Genomic DNA, 13,807 nt, shown 5'->3' with positions numbered 1-13,807 from the left:
TCCCGAATCACCCTGCGAACGCGCGGTGTTGCCGCCGGTAAGGGCTCTTATCGAGCATGCCACGCAGAGCACGCCGACAGGTACGGTTCCGTATTTGTCAGGACCACCCGAATGCCCGTCCCGCCGGGCTGCCCGCCCGCGGGGAGGGAATGCTCGTGCTCAGCAACCGTGCCGCGGCACCCACCACCGGAGCGAGAGGGGCCTTTCATGTTCACCCCCGCCGACCGGGCGGCACGCGGCAGGGCCGCGCGCAAAGAGGCGTCGCGCTCCTCGCACGGACTGTGGATACCGGCGGCCGACCGGCTCGATCCGCTCACCTCACTGGCCCGGCAGACCGCCACCCGGGTGCCCGAACTGCTGCCCCTGCGCTTCGAGCGGATGGCCGTCTCCCCCTACGCCTTTCTGCGCGGCGCCGCCGCCGTGATGGCCGCCGATCTGGCCACCCAGCCGCGCTCGGGGCTGACGGTGCAGCTCTGCGGGGACGCCCATCTGCTGAACTTCGGCGCCTTCGCCTCGTCCGACCGCGCCCTGCTCTTCGATGTGGACGACTTCGACGAGACCCATCCGGGACCGTTCGAATGGGATGTGAAGCGGCTCGCGGCGAGCATCGCGGTGGCCGCCCGCGACAACGGGCAGTCCGGCACCGACACCCGCAGGGCCGTCCACGCCGCGGCCGAGGCGTACCGCACGTCGATGCACCGGCTGGCCGGTCTCGGTGAACTCGACGTCTGGTACGAGCACATCGACACCGCCGACATACTGCCGCTCGTGCGCCCCGGCCGGCAGGAACACATCGAGGCGGACCCGTCGCTCGCCCGGCCGCGCACCACCCTGCGGGCGCTGGAGGAGCTGACCGACACCCCGGACGGACAGCGCGGGATCGCTCCCGACCCACCGCTGCTCGAACCGGTGGGGCGGCTCGACATGGCCATGCTGCGGCGCATCTTCATCGGTTACCGGTCCACGCTCCCGGAGGAACGGCGGACCCTGCTCGACCGGTACCGCTTCGTGGACGCGGCCCGGAAGGTGGTGGGGGTCGCCGGTGTCGGTCTGCGCTGCCACATCGTGCTGCTGGCGGGGCGTGACACCGACGATCTGCTCCTCCTCCAGATCAAGGAGGCCGAGAGGTCCGTACTGGAACCCCATCTCCAGCCGAGCGGTTACGCCCATCAGGGACATCGCATCGTCGCGGGGCAGCGGCTGCTCCAGACGGGAGGCGATCTCTTCCTCGGCTGGGTCACCGGGCCCGAGGGGCGTCATTTCTACTGGCGTCAGTTGCGTGACACCAAGGCCTCCATCACCATCGACGATCTGTCGCCCTCGCTGCTGTACGACCAGGCATGGCTGTGCGGCCGGGCTCTGGCGCGTACCCACGCGCGGTCGGGCGACCGCATCGCCATCGCCCACTACCTCGGCGCCTCCGATGTCTTCGACCGTGCCATGGCCGATTTCTCGCTGCGCTACGCGGACCGGAACGCTGCCGATCACGCGGCGCTCGCCTCGGCGGTCGTGGCGGGCCGTATCCCGGCGGGGCGCCCGGCACCGGCCGGACGCCGGTGAGGGCTCCGGTGAAGACGCCGGTGACAGGGACCGCCGGCCGGTACCTCTCAGGCGGTACGGCTCAGGCGGTACGGCTCACCGGATCGACGGATTGACGGCGTCGAACAGGACCACACCGCGGTCGACGCTCAGATAGAACGTTCCGGTGTATTCGCCCCTGGTCACGGCGGCGTCGAAGCCGGCGCTGGTCAGCCAGTCGCCCTCCGTCGGCAGTTCGGACAGAAGGGTCTTCGGAACCGAGGACGACGGTCGCGACCTGCTCCAGGAGTACCGCTCGGAGATCCCGGCGACAGCGGCGCCGGACAGGGACGCCACACCCGTGAGCCGGACGTCCGAGGGACCCGGCACATCGGAACGGCCGCCGTCGTTGAGGACGTCGGACACCCAGGAGGTGCCGCTGATCTCACCGAACTCCGGGAAACGGTCCCGGATGGGCTTCCGGTCATGCCGGACGGCGCCCGGCCCGCTCTCCTCCGCCCGCTCCCGCCCCCGCGAGCCGTCCACCGCGCTGTCCGGGGCGCCGGCGCAACCGCCCACCACGACGGCGGCCAGGACAACCGCCACCACACGGCGGCGAACGGGACGAGAACGCGGCCGCGTCCGTCCGACGGACGCGGCCCGGCCCCGTACAGCCGCTCCACGCGTCACCCCGGCCCCCCTGAATCCCCGCACACGCCCCCCAGTCCTCGCGCACGCCGCTGATCCTCGCGCACGCCCGCCGGCGCTCACGCACACCGGCGGGGACCAACGTAGCTCACCGGTCCAGGACCGGGCCCACGGTGTCGAGTGCGGTGCCCGCGTCGTCGGCCAGGGTCACCGCGACCTGGCGGACCTGGCGGGTGGGGATGAGACCGGGGCTGGGGCGGAGCATGAAGCGGCCCAGATAGCGGCCGTGGCCGGAGACCCTGATCTCGGTCTCACCGTCCGGCCAGCCGAGCCGTTCCAGCTCCCAGGGCCGGCCGTCCACGGCGACCGTGCCGTCCTGGAGCAGCCGGGCCGGATGACCGAGCAGGGTGCCGTACTCGAAACGGCAGCCGCGCAGCCGCAGGATCTCCACGAGATGACGGCTGACCTGGTCCACCACGGCGTCGGGTGAGCCGGTGGAACGGGCGAGCGCGGCGGTGTCGTGGATCCGGGCGAGCAGGCCCGAGTCCACCACCGTCAGTACACGCAGTCGGCGTGCCCGTACGGCCAGCAGTGATACGGCCAGTCCCACGGCCAGCAGCAGGACGGCCGTCGTGATGTCGTCGGGGTCGGTGACGGTGAAACGCTCGAAGGGCCGGGCGAGGAAGAAGTCGAACCACACCGCCGAGGAGAGCGCGGCGAGCACGCCCGCGGCACGGTTGCCCAGGGCCGACACCGCCACGACCACCACGACCAGGATCAGCGCGAGATTGGTCCCAGGCAGACCCGTACGGAACGGCACCAGCACCAGCGCCACCAGCAAAGGCGCCGCGAGCGCCGCGATCAGCGCGACACGGTCACGGAGCGGGTATGCCATGGTCCACCTAGGGCCTCTCGTTTGGATCTTGCTGGGCTCGCGTGCCCTGGCACCGCGCCTCGCCGCGTTGTCGTCGGTCGCCTACGCTCCGCGTGGGCTCCCTCCTCCGCCTTGCGATCCACGGCACCAGCCCCCGCTCCCTCATCCAGCCAGATCCAAACGAAAGACCCAGCCCTACGTCGTCCCCGGAACGTGCCCCGGACTCGCGGGCCGTGGCGCGGCCCGCCGGTCACTCCTAGGCTCCGTCCTCGCCGCCCCCGCGGCACGCGCGGACGGAGGTCTTGACGCGCCCCTGCCGTCGTCCGAGGGCCTCTTGACGCGCCCTTGACGGCCCGGCGGGTCCGGTGGCCCGGCCGCCTCGCCGCACGGCGCTCCGGCGGGCCCTGAGGACTCCCGGGCGACGCCACGGTGACCTCCGGGCGTACGGGACCACGAGGTCCGGTGAACCGGCTGTGGCCGGGACACGGCACGTGATACGTCTCCATGTCATGGATGATCTTGTGACAGAGCGGCTCGTGCTCCATCCGCTGAGCGTCGTGGAGGCCGAGCGGGTCGCGGCGGGCGAGCCGGAGGACGGTGACCGGTGGGCGCCCGGCTATCCCACGGACGACGACATGGTGGGGGCCAGGCGCTATCTGACGACCTGCGCGATCACCGGTGATCCCCAGCCCTTCGGCGCGTACGAGATCCGTCTGCGCGAGGACGGCCGGGCGATCGGCGGTCTCGGCTTCCACGGCTCCCCCGACGAGGATCTCCGCGTCACGATCGGCTACGGGCTGATCCCGTCGGCGCACGGCAAGGGATACGCCTCCGAGGCCGTGCGCGCGCTGCTGCGCTTCGCGCGCTCCCGCGGCATCACCTCCGTGAAGGGCGACACCGACCATGACAACACCGCGTCCCAGCGTGTCATGGCCGCGGTCGGGATGCGGCTCGTCTCGCAGGACGAGCGGCTGAAGTACTACCGGATCGACTGGGCCGACGACCGACGGGCCGGGTGATCACCTGGCCCGTCCGGTCGGCGCTCATCCGCGACGCTGGGCGTTCGTACGGCGGCGTGCGGAGGAGGACCTGTCGGAAGAGGACCTGTCGGAGGACCACCTGTCGGAGGAACGGTCCGAGGACCTCTCCGGGGTCCTGTCCATGGACCTGTCGGGGACGCTGTCCATGCCGCCGCCCTCGTCCTCCCCCTCGCCCTCGTGCAGGGGCGGCAGTTCGACGGTGTAGCGCGGCTCCAGGAAGATGCCGTGGTGCTGCGGACGCGCGTTCGGCGCGGACGCGGCGGACGGTCCCCGCATCGGTTCCTGGCGGGACGGTGAAGAAGGCATGCACAACCGTTCGGAGAGTGGAGCGGCCGCGCGGCCCGAATGCCGACGACCCGCTGGAGAGGTGTCTACCTCATCCTTCCCCGTCATGCACAACCGCCGCTCCCCGGAGGGCCTCGCGGTCCTTCGCCGCCCGCTGCGGGCGCACGGTGTACGCGGGGTCCTCGGCGGAGGCGATACCCGCCGCGAAGATACCGAATCGGGTACAGGCCGAGCCCGCGAGCAGCATGGCGCCGCTGCCCACGGCCACCGTACGGCTCCGCCGCCCGTAGAGGGCCGCGCCCGCCGCGCCGGCCGTCATGAGCACACGGGAGGCACGCATGAGCCGTCCCGCGCGGCCCTCGCGATAGGTCTCGGCGACCATCCCGAGCCGTCGCTCGGCCGCCGCCATGGCGGAGATCTCCCCCGCCGCCGCCAGCACGGCGGCGCACCGGGCGGGACCGGTCTCGTGCGCGGGCGCGAGGACGAGTGCCATCCCGGACGCGGCGGCCGTCGCCGACGCGACGAAGACATAGGGGAGTTCGCGGTGGGCTCCGTGCCAGGCGGGTACGGCGGTGTCCGCCGCGAGCACCGCCGTGTACGCGGCCAGCGGGGGCCCGAGCACGGCCGCCGCGCCGGTGGCCGCCGCCCCCGCCCTGGGCAGCCGGCCGGTGGTGGCGCAGAGCGCGGCGGCGCCCGCGCAGGGCGCGTACGCGGAGATCAGCCAGGAGCCCATGCTCATCGGCGAGGTCGGTTTGACGACCCGCAGCATGTTCAGGAACCGCTCGGGCCGCCCGAGGTCGTTGACGAGCGCGGCGGCCGAGAGGGTGATCGCCGCGAGCGAGGAGACCTTCATCGCCGTCGCGGTGGTCCTGCGGCCCGTCAGATGCGCGCCTGCGGCGAGCACGGAGCCGGCGCCCGCGAGTCCGCCGAGAAAGAAGTAGCCCGCGATGTCACGGGCCGACCAGCCGGGCGCCTTGATGACGGGCCGTCCGTAGTACGAGTCGAACGTGGCCCGGGGCACCATCGGCTCCTCGCCGCCCCGCTTGCGCCGACGGGTGTCCGGGGGCCTCTCGGAGGCGGTCACGTCCCTCCCTCTCCTCATGTCCGTCCCTTCCGTGCGGTGAGCGTCCTTGCGGTGAGCGCGGTGAGCACCCTGCCGGTGGGAGTCCGGCCGGTGGGGGTCCTGCCAGGGGCGGTCCTGCCGGGGGCGGTCCTGCCGGTGAGCGCGGGAAGCGCGGCGAGCCCGAACGACAGCGCGAAGCCGCCCATCAGCGAGAGCGCGGCCGTGGCCGCGTGCTTCCACATCGCGGGCAGATCGCGGGTGGTGACCACGGGGGCCGGGGGCAGCCCGTAGACCTCGGGTTCGTCGAGGAGCAGGAAGAACGCCCCGTCACCGCCGACCCCGTCGTCCGGGTCGTGCCCGTACAGCCGTGCCTCGGTGACGCCCTCCTTGTGCAGGAGGTCGACCCGCAGCGCGGCCCGCTCGCGCAGTTCGTCGAGCACGCCGAACTGGATGGACTCGGTCGGGCAGGCCTTGGCGCAGGCGGGTTCCATCCCGGCACCGAGCCGGTCGTAGCACATCGTGCACTTGAAGGCCCTGCCGTCCGAGGGCCGCTGCTCGATCACCCCGTACGGGCAGGCGGGGACGCAGTAGCCGCAGCCGTTGCAGATGTCGTCCTGCACGACGACCGTGCCGAACTCCGTGCGGAAGAGGGAGCCGGTGGGACAGACGTCCAGACAGGCGGCGTGTGTGCAGTGTTTGCAGACGTCCGACGACATGAGCCAGCGCACCTCCCCGCCGCTCCCACCGCCGCCGCCACCGCCACCGCCACCGCCACCGGAGACAAGCGGAAGTTCCTTACGCCCGTCGCTCGTCGGCACGGCGGCCGGCGAGGACGGCGCGGACCGCACGGACTGCTCGATGAAGGCCACATGCCGCCAGGTGGAGGCGCCGAGGCTCTGGGTGTTGTCGTACGACATCCCGGTGAGGGTCAGTCCGTCCTCGGGGATCGTGTTCCACTCCTTGCAGGCCACCTCGCACGCCTTGCAGCCGATGCAGACCGAGGTGTCGGTGAAGAACCCGACGCGGGGCGGCGCGTCCTCATGGCCCGCGTCACGCGCGGGGTCGTGTTCCGGTCCGCTGAGCAGATGGTGCGTCACGTCCGCGTCTCCGTTCCGGTCCGTACGGTGATGCCGGCCCGCCGGCGGTACTCGTCGACGAACCGGGGCAGATCGGGCCCCCGGGGACGGCGGCCCTCGATGATGTCCGCCGTCAGGGCCTTGTCCTCCTGGATGTGCGCGTTGGGGTCGAGGGCGATGGCGACCAGTTCGTTGGCGGCGTCGCCGGTGGAGACCCCGTTGGGGCCCCAGTGGAACGGCAGCCCGATCTGGTGGACCGTACGGCCGTGCACCGTCAGCGGTCTGATCCGCTCGGTCACCATCACCCGGGCCTCGATGGCGTTGCGCGCCGTCACGATCGTGGCCCAGCCACCGTGTCTCAGTCCGCGCTCCGCGGCGAGCCCCGGGGAGATCTCGCAGAAGAACTCCGGCTGGAGTTCGGCGAGATAGGGCGACCAGCGGCTCATCCCGCCCGCCGTGAAGTGCTCGGTGAGCCGGTGGGTGGTGATGATGTACGGATAGACGCCGGCGCCCGGCTCGTCGCCGCTGGGGTGGAAACGGTTTCCCTCGCGGGTGAGCAGCCGCCGTACGGGGGAGCGCGAGACGGCCGGGTACAGCGCGTTGGTGAACGGCGAGTCCTGCGGCTCGTAGTGCGTGGGCAGCGGGCCGTCCTCCAGCCCGGCGGGCGCGAACAGCCAGCCCTTGCCGTCCGCCTGCATGATGAAGGGATCGTCGCCGCGCAGCGCGTCGGGCCCGGTGGCGCCGTCCGGCGGTACGTAATCCGGAGCGCGGTCGAGGATGAAGTCCGGGACGTCGCGGCCGGTCCACCGTCCGCTTGCGCCGTCCCACCAGACGTACGCCTTGCGTTCGCTCCAGGGGGTGCCGTCGGGGGCGGCGGACGCCCGGTTGTAGAGAATGCGGCGATTGGCGGGCCAGGCCCAGGCCCACTCCGCGGCGACCCAGTCCTGCTCGGTGTGCGGCTTGCGGCGGGCGGCCCGGTTGACGCCGTCCGCGTACACCCCGCAGTAGATCCAGCAGCCGCACCGGGTCGAGCCGTCCCCCTTCAGCTCGGTGTAGGCGCTCAGCGGTGAACCGTCGGCGGCGTACCCGTTGATCTCGGCGAGCACGGCCTCGGCGACCGGGTCGTCGTAGGGGCCCTCCACCGGATAGTCCCACGCCAGATCCTGTACGGGCCGGTCCATCGGATCGGTGGAGGCGGCCAGCTTCGCCTTGACGCGCCTGCCGAGGTGGTACATGAACCACAGATCGCTGCGGGCGTCGCCCGCGGGTTCCACGGCGGCGTGGTGCCACTGGAGCCAGCGGTTGGTGTTGGTGAACGAGCCGGACTTCTCGGTGTGCGCGGCGGCCGGGAAGAAGAAGACCTCCGTGCCGATGGACTCCGTACGCAGCTCGCCGGTCTCGATCTCGGGGCCGTCCTGCCACCAGGTCGCGGACTCGATCAGGGAGAAGTCCCGTACGACCAGCCACTCCAGATTGGCCATGGCGAGGCGCTGGAGACGGGTGTTGGCCGAGCCGACGGCCGGGTTCTCCCCCATCAGGAAGTAGCCCTTGCAGACGCCGTCGAGCTGCGCGACGACCGTCTCGTAGGTGGAGTGCGAGCCGGTCAGCCGGGGCAGGTGGTCGTAGCAGAAGTCGTTGCCGGCGGTGGCCGCGTCGCCGTAGTACGCCTTCAGCAGACTGACGAAGTACGCCCGCGCGTTGCCCCAGAAGCCCTTCTCCGTACGGGTCGCGTCGATGTAGGACTCCAGGTCCGGGTGGGCGTGCGCGTGGGGCATCGGCAGATAGCCCGGAAGGAGATTGAAGAGCGTGGGGATGTCGCTGGAGCCCTGGATCGAGGCGTGGCCGCGCAGCGCCTGGATACCGCCTCCGGTGCGGCCGATGTTGCCGAGCAGGAGCTGGAGCACACTGGCCGCGCGGATGTACTGGGAGCCGACCGAGTGCTGAGTCCAGCCGACGGCGTAGGCGAAGGCGCTGGTGCGCTCGCGGCCCGAGTTGGCGGTCAGGGCGTCGCACACCCGCCGGAAGGTCTCACGGGGGATGCCGCAGGTCTCCTCGACCAGTTCGGGGGTGTAGCGCGCGTAGTGCCGTTTGAGGATCTGGTAGACACAGCGCGGATGCCGGAGCGTCTCGTCGCGGGTGGGCCGGGCGGTGCACTTGGGGCCGCCCGAGCCGTGCGACTCCGCGTGGCCGGCCTCATGGACACGGGCCTCGGTGTGTCTGTCCCTGCGCTGCCGCCCGCGCTGCCCGCCCTGCCCGGACCGCTCCGCGCTCTCGTACTGCCAGCTCGTGTGGTCGTAGTTGCGCAGTTCCTCGTCGAACCCGGAGAAGACCCCGTCGAGATCCTCGGTGTCCCGGAAGTCCTCGCTGACGAGCATGGCCGCGTTGGTGTACGCGAGCACATACTCCCGGAAGTCCTTCTCCTCGGTGAGCACATGGTTGATGAGCGCCCCGAGGAAGGCGATGTCACTGCCCGCGCGGATCGGTACGAACAGATCGGCGACCGCGCTCGTACGGGTGAACCGCGGATCCACGTGAATGATCGTGGCGCCGCGTGCCTTCGCCTCCATGACCCACTGGAAGCCGACGGGGTGCGCTTCCGCGTAGTTGGAGCCCTGGATGACGATGCAGTCCGCGTGCTGGAGGTCCTGCATGAAGGTGGTGGAGCCGCCGCGTCCGAACGAGGTACCGAGACCGGCCACGGTGGAGCTGTGACAGACCCGGGCCTGGTTCTCGACCTGGACCACCCCCAGACCGGTGAACAGCTTCTTGATGAGGTAGTTCTCCTCGTTGTCGAGGGTGGCCCCGCCGAGGCTGGCGATCCCCAGCGTGCGCGCGGTGCGCAGCCCCTCGTGCTCCCACTCCCAGGTACGGCGACGGGTCTCGACCATCCGCTCCGCGACCATGTCCATGGCCGTCTCCAGATCGAGCGGCTCCCACTCCGTGGCGTACGGACGCCGGTGGAGGACCTGGTGGCGGCGGGCCGGGCCGGTGGTGAGCTGGAGGGTGGCCGATCCCTTGGGACAGAGCCGGCCCCGGCTGACCGGGGAGCCGGGGTCCCCCTCGATCTGTACGACCCGGTCGTCCTTGACGTACACCTGCTGACCGCAGCCGACGGCGCAGTACGGGCAGATGGACCCGACGATCCGGTCGGCGGTCGCGGTACGGGGACTGAGCGCCTCGGTACGGGCGGACATCGCGGCCCGGCCGCGCCCGAGCGGGTCGGAACCGGTGAGCTGGCGGCGGACGGGCCAGTCGTGGATCAGTCTGCGGACACCCATCGCTTCCTCCAGCGTCTGCGTCCCTGGACCCCGGCTTCACGGGGAAGGCGCCTCTCCAGACTCACCCGGCGCGCCGGGGTGTGCGACCGGTCGGGACGTCGAATGGCCCTTCGCCGGGCCCGACTCAGCCACACGGCCCTATCGGGGACCCCGGCGGGTCCCGCCGGTCCCGGCACGGGAAGGGAGACGTCGTGGGTGTTGTCCGAACCTCAGTGAGCGCGCCGGTGGCGGAGTCCCTGAAGCGGCTCCGGGAGCCGGCCGTCGCCCAGACGCTGCGCTCCACCGCCGCCGCGACCATCGCCTATGTGGTCGCCCTCCAGCTGAGCGACGAGACGGCCCCGCTCACCGCTCCGCTGACCGCCCTGCTCGTCGTGCAGGTGACCCTCTACTCGACCCTCACCACCAGCGTCCGCAGGGTGAACTCCGTGGTGGCCGGGGTGCTGGTCGCCATCGCCTTCAGCGCGCTGGTCGGGCTGTCGTGGTGGAGTCTGGGGCTGATCATCCTGGCCTCGCTCGTCGTCGGCCGGCTGGTCCGGGTGAGTGAGTTCGTGCCCGAGGTCGCGATCAGCGCCATGCTCGTCCTCGGGGTGACCCGGGTGGCGACCACGGCGTGGGACCGGGTGCTGGAGACACTGATCGGCGCGGTGGTGGGGCTGCTGTTCAACTTCCTGTTCGTGCCGCCGGTGTGGGTCGACACCGCGGGCGAGTCCATCGAGGACCTCTCCCGCCGGATGCGCCGGCTGCTGCTGCGTATCGGTGAGGGGCTGACCGAGTCGATCCCGGTGGAACGGGCGGTGGCCCGGCTGCACGAGGCGCGGCGGCTCGACCACGACATCAGCGAGGTGGACGCGGCGCTGCGGCAGGCGGAGGACAGTCTCCGGCTCAACCCCAGGGTGAGGGAGGGGCTGCTGCACCGGGTGGTGCTCCGTACCGGGCTCGACACCCTGGAGATCTGTACGGTCGTGCTGCGTGTGCTGGCCAGAACCCTCGCGGATCTCGCCAAGGAGCGTACGGAGGAGGCGCTGTTCCCGCCGGAGGTGGGAAACGCGCTGGAGGATCTGCTCGCGCGGGTCGCCGACGCCGTCGTGAGCTTCGCCGTTCTGGTCACCACGGAGGTGAGCGAGAGCGCGGAGAGGGCGGAGGCGCGGCTGTCCGGGGATCTCGCCGCGGCGACGAGGAGCCGGGAGCGGGTGGCGCGGCTCCTGCTGGTGGGCGTCCAGCGGCATCCTCGTCAGTGGCAGCTCCATGGCGCGCTGCTGGCGGAGATCGACCGGATGCTGGACGAGCTGAACATGGAGAACCGCTCCCAGCGCTTGATGGAGGAACTGGACCGCGCCTCGCGGGAACAGCGCGAACGTCATCCTCGGCTGGCGGCGGCACGGCAGTGGGTACGGCGACGGCCGCGGCGCGGCGGCCGTCGGTGAACGGGCCGGGACACAGGTGCGGGGACGGCGTCATTTCCCGCGCGCGCATTCCGGAATCCGGCCGCCGCACTGGCGCGAATCACTCGCTGACGCCGCAACGAGAAACTCTGGCGCATTAATTGACGCAAACTTTGCTCAATGTGCAATGGTCCCGGTCACATTCGGGGAAGGGCGCTCGGGCTCACCGTCCAAAACCCGGCGGAAATGGGCGTCATCAGCGATGACACCCTGATCCGATCGGCCTGCCGCGATGTGATCACGCTCTCCCGGCCTGCCCCTTTCGCCCGGTGCGCGACCCGCCATCACCCCTCCCACCAGGGACATGAGGCCCGTGGAGAGGCTGAGTTGGGTGGGGCGGTTGATGAGGTCATGGCCGATGGCGATACTGTGCGCCCGCGCCGTCATCGTGGGCGGCGCGGTAATTCGGAGGAATCTGTGACTCTATTCAGCGGATCATGGCGGCGCAGAGGCGCCCTCATAACAGCCGCGACGGCAGGTGCGCTCGCTGTCGGCCTGTCGGCCGCTCCGGCGTTCGCGCACACGCCGACGTGGTCGGTGACGTGCTCGGAGGTCAGCCTCGACCTGACCGCCTACGGCAACAGCGACAAGAACACCGTGACGGTCACCGTGGACGGCAAGGACCTGCTGCCCACGGAGAACTTCAAGGACGGCTTCCACAAGAAGCTCACGCTTCCGGAGCACACGAACGAGCTGTCCGTCCGTCTGATCGTGAAGGCGGCCGACGGCGACCAGTTCAACCGGGACGAGACCAAGACGGCTCCGGTCTGCGAGGGGACCACCCCGCCGCCGGCGGAGTCGACGCCGCCCGCGCCGTCGGAGACCCCCGCGGAGACTCCTTCCGAGGAGACTCCGGCGGAGACCGCTCCGGCCACGCCGACCGAGGAGCCCACCAGCTCCGAGGCCGCGCTTCCCTCGTCGCAGCCGAGCCCCGCCGGGGACAACCTCGCCGAGACGGGTTCTTCGAGCGCCACGCCGATGATCGCCGGAGCCGCCGCTGTCGTGGTGGTCGCCGGAGCGGGCATCATGTGGGCCGCGCGCAAGCGTCGTACCGTACAGAACTGACCTCACGCTCCACGCACCACCCCGTCGCCACGCCGGCAGCCGTCCACACCTTCACCGCCAACACTCGGCGGCCTGGACGGCGCTCATCCGGCCGAGAGGCATGGACCGGCCGACAGCCCACCAGGCCCCGCCTGGGGCGCGTCGCCCGGATTCCGTAACGGCGGGAGGCGTGCGCGTCGTCGCACCGGGCCACGGTGAACGACGAGCAACGGTCCAGGCAGGCCCCGCGGCACATCCCCCGTCTGCGGGGCCTCGCCATGCGCGGCGCCGGACCCGCGCCGAGAATGGCCGGGACGCGACCGACACCCTGGGGGCGCCCATGGATCCGGTGGAGGCTCTCGACAGGATCGCCTTTCTGCTGGAACGCTCACTGGCCGAGACCTACCGGGTCCGGGCGTTCCGTACCGCCGCCGGGGTGGTGGCGGGCATGTCCCCCGACGAGATCGCGCGCCGCACCGCGGCCGGCACGCTGAGCGGGGTCCGGGGCATCGGCCCCAGAACGGCGGAGGTCGTCGAGGAGGCGGTCGCGGGTTCCGTCCCCGGCTATCTGGCACGGCTGGAACAAGAGGCCGGAGCGCCGCTCGCCGATCACGGGCAGACCCTGCGCGCCGCGCTGCGCGGCGACTGCCATCTGCACTCGGACTGGTCGGACGGCGGCGGTTCCATCGAGGCGATGGGGCGGACGGCCGCGGCGCTCGGTCATGAGTGGGCCGTGCTCACGGACCACTCCCCGAGACTCACCGTCGCACGGGGTCTGACGGCCGAGCGGCTGCGTGAACAGCTCGATGTGATCGCGGAGCTGAACGAGCGGTGGGCGCCGTTCCGGCTGCTCACCGGGATCGAGTGCGACATCCTGCCGGACGGTTCGCTCGATCAGGAACGGGAACTGCTCGACCGGCTCGATCTGGTGGTCGCGTCGGTGCACTCGAAGCTGCGGATGGACGCCGCTCCGATGACCGCTCGGATGATCACCGCCGTACGCGATCCGCTCACCGACGTCCTGGGGCACTGCACCGGCCGGCTGCTGACGGCGCGCCGGGGAACGGGCCGCCGGGACCGGCGCGAGGGCGGCAGGCCCGAGTCGGGGTTCGACGCGGAGGCGGTGTTCGCGGCCTGCGCCGAATCCGGTACGGCGGTGGAGATCAACAGCCGCCCGGAACGGCTCGATCCGCCCCGCCGGCTGCTGCGCGAGGCGGTCGCGGCCGGGGTCTTCTTCGCGGTCGACACGGACGCCCACGCGCCGGGGCAGCTCGACTGGCAGCTCCTCGGCTGTGCGCGGGCGGAGGAGTGCGGCGTACCGGCGGACCGGGTCGTCAACACCTGGACGGCGGAGGGGCTACGGGAGTGGACACGGACCCGCGGGACCCCGTCCCCCGGGAAGACCGGGTCCCGCAAGACCCGGTCCCGCGGGACCGGGTCCCAGAAGTGAGCGGGTGCGGGTCCGGACCCTCGCACCGTGCCGGGTGCGAACCGTCCGGGCCGTCCGACGGGGCCGCTTCCGGCGCCCGCGCGGCGGCG

Annotated in this window: 10 protein-coding genes and 1 pseudogene; 5 read left to right on the top strand and 6 right to left on the bottom strand. The window is 71.7% G+C overall.

Going from position 1 to position 13,807, the window contains the following annotated elements; genetic code table 11:
• The first annotated feature begins 207 nt into the window (after positions 1-207).
• Complete coding sequence (locus OG214_RS36335; protein WP_382866070.1) at positions 208-1,560, top strand: DUF2252 domain-containing protein; 1,353 nt, start codon at positions 208-210, stop codon at positions 1,558-1,560.
• A gap of 75 nt (positions 1,561-1,635) precedes the next feature.
• On the opposite strand, the gene OG214_RS36330 is transcribed toward OG214_RS36335, so the two are convergent.
• Together OG214_RS36330 and OG214_RS36325 are read right to left on the bottom strand one after the other, a co-directional pair.
• Entirely contained in the window at positions 1,636-2,124 is a 489-nt protein-coding gene (locus OG214_RS36330) for a hypothetical protein (protein WP_405987187.1), read from the bottom strand.
• 190 nt (positions 2,125-2,314) lie between these two features.
• The gene (locus OG214_RS36325; RefSeq protein WP_405987186.1) at positions 2,315-3,061 is read right to left on the bottom strand and encodes a DUF4118 domain-containing protein; all 747 of its coding nucleotides are present in this window, start codon (positions 3,059-3,061) and stop codon (positions 2,315-2,317) included.
• A gap of 488 nt (positions 3,062-3,549) precedes the next feature.
• Between OG214_RS36325 and OG214_RS36320 the strand changes: the two genes are divergently transcribed.
• Positions 3,550-4,059 (top strand): GNAT family N-acetyltransferase, encoded by a 510-nt coding sequence (locus OG214_RS36320; protein ID WP_405987185.1) that lies wholly within the window; start codon positions 3,550-3,552, stop codon positions 4,057-4,059.
• A 24-nt stretch (positions 4,060-4,083) separates the two neighbouring features.
• Here the strand turns inward: OG214_RS36320 and OG214_RS36315 are convergent, their stop codons facing one another.
• From OG214_RS36315 to fdh, 4 genes and pseudogenes are all read right to left on the bottom strand, one after another.
• The gene (locus OG214_RS36315; RefSeq protein ID WP_382866081.1) at positions 4,084-4,356 is read right to left on the bottom strand and encodes a hypothetical protein; all 273 of its coding nucleotides are present in this window, start codon (positions 4,354-4,356) and stop codon (positions 4,084-4,086) included.
• A gap of 100 nt (positions 4,357-4,456) precedes the next feature.
• Positions 4,457-5,389: an NrfD/PsrC family molybdoenzyme membrane anchor subunit gene (nrfD, locus tag OG214_RS36310; protein ID WP_383040666.1), complete on the bottom strand. Its 933-nt coding sequence runs from the start codon at positions 5,387-5,389 to the stop codon at positions 4,457-4,459.
• A gap of 197 nt (positions 5,390-5,586) precedes the next feature.
• Positions 5,587-6,525, bottom strand: a pseudogene (locus OG214_RS36305) (4Fe-4S dicluster domain-containing protein); the annotation flags it as partial.
• Positions 6,522-9,782: a formate dehydrogenase gene (fdh, locus tag OG214_RS36300; protein ID WP_405987184.1), complete on the bottom strand. Its 3,261-nt coding sequence runs from the start codon at positions 9,780-9,782 to the stop codon at positions 6,522-6,524. The pseudogene OG214_RS36305 and the gene fdh, both read right to left, overlap by 4 nt.
• A 191-nt stretch (positions 9,783-9,973) precedes the next feature.
• On the opposite strand from fdh, the gene OG214_RS36295 reads away from it, so the two are divergent.
• The 3 genes from OG214_RS36295 (at position 9,974) to OG214_RS36285 (ending at position 13,718) form a co-directional block, all read left to right on the top strand.
• Positions 9,974-11,206, top strand: a complete 1,233-nt coding sequence (locus OG214_RS36295; RefSeq protein WP_405987183.1) for an aromatic acid exporter family protein — start codon at positions 9,974-9,976, stop codon at positions 11,204-11,206.
• 435 nt (positions 11,207-11,641) lie between these two features.
• On the top strand, positions 11,642-12,289 hold the full coding sequence (locus OG214_RS36290) for an LAETG motif-containing sortase-dependent surface protein (protein WP_405987182.1): 648 nt from the start codon (positions 11,642-11,644) through the stop codon (positions 12,287-12,289).
• Positions 12,290-12,608: 319 nt separating this feature from the next.
• Entirely contained in the window at positions 12,609-13,718 is a 1,110-nt protein-coding gene (locus tag OG214_RS36285; RefSeq protein ID WP_405987181.1) for a PHP domain-containing protein, read from the top strand.
• The last annotated feature ends 89 nt before the right edge of the window (positions 13,719-13,807 follow it).

Source organism: Streptomyces sp. NBC_00872 (assembly GCF_045161915.1).
Taxonomy (GTDB): domain Bacteria; phylum Actinomycetota; class Actinomycetes; order Streptomycetales; family Streptomycetaceae; genus Streptomyces.
Note: the sequence above shows the minus strand (reverse complement) of the source record. Positions and strands in the feature narration are given on the sequence as shown.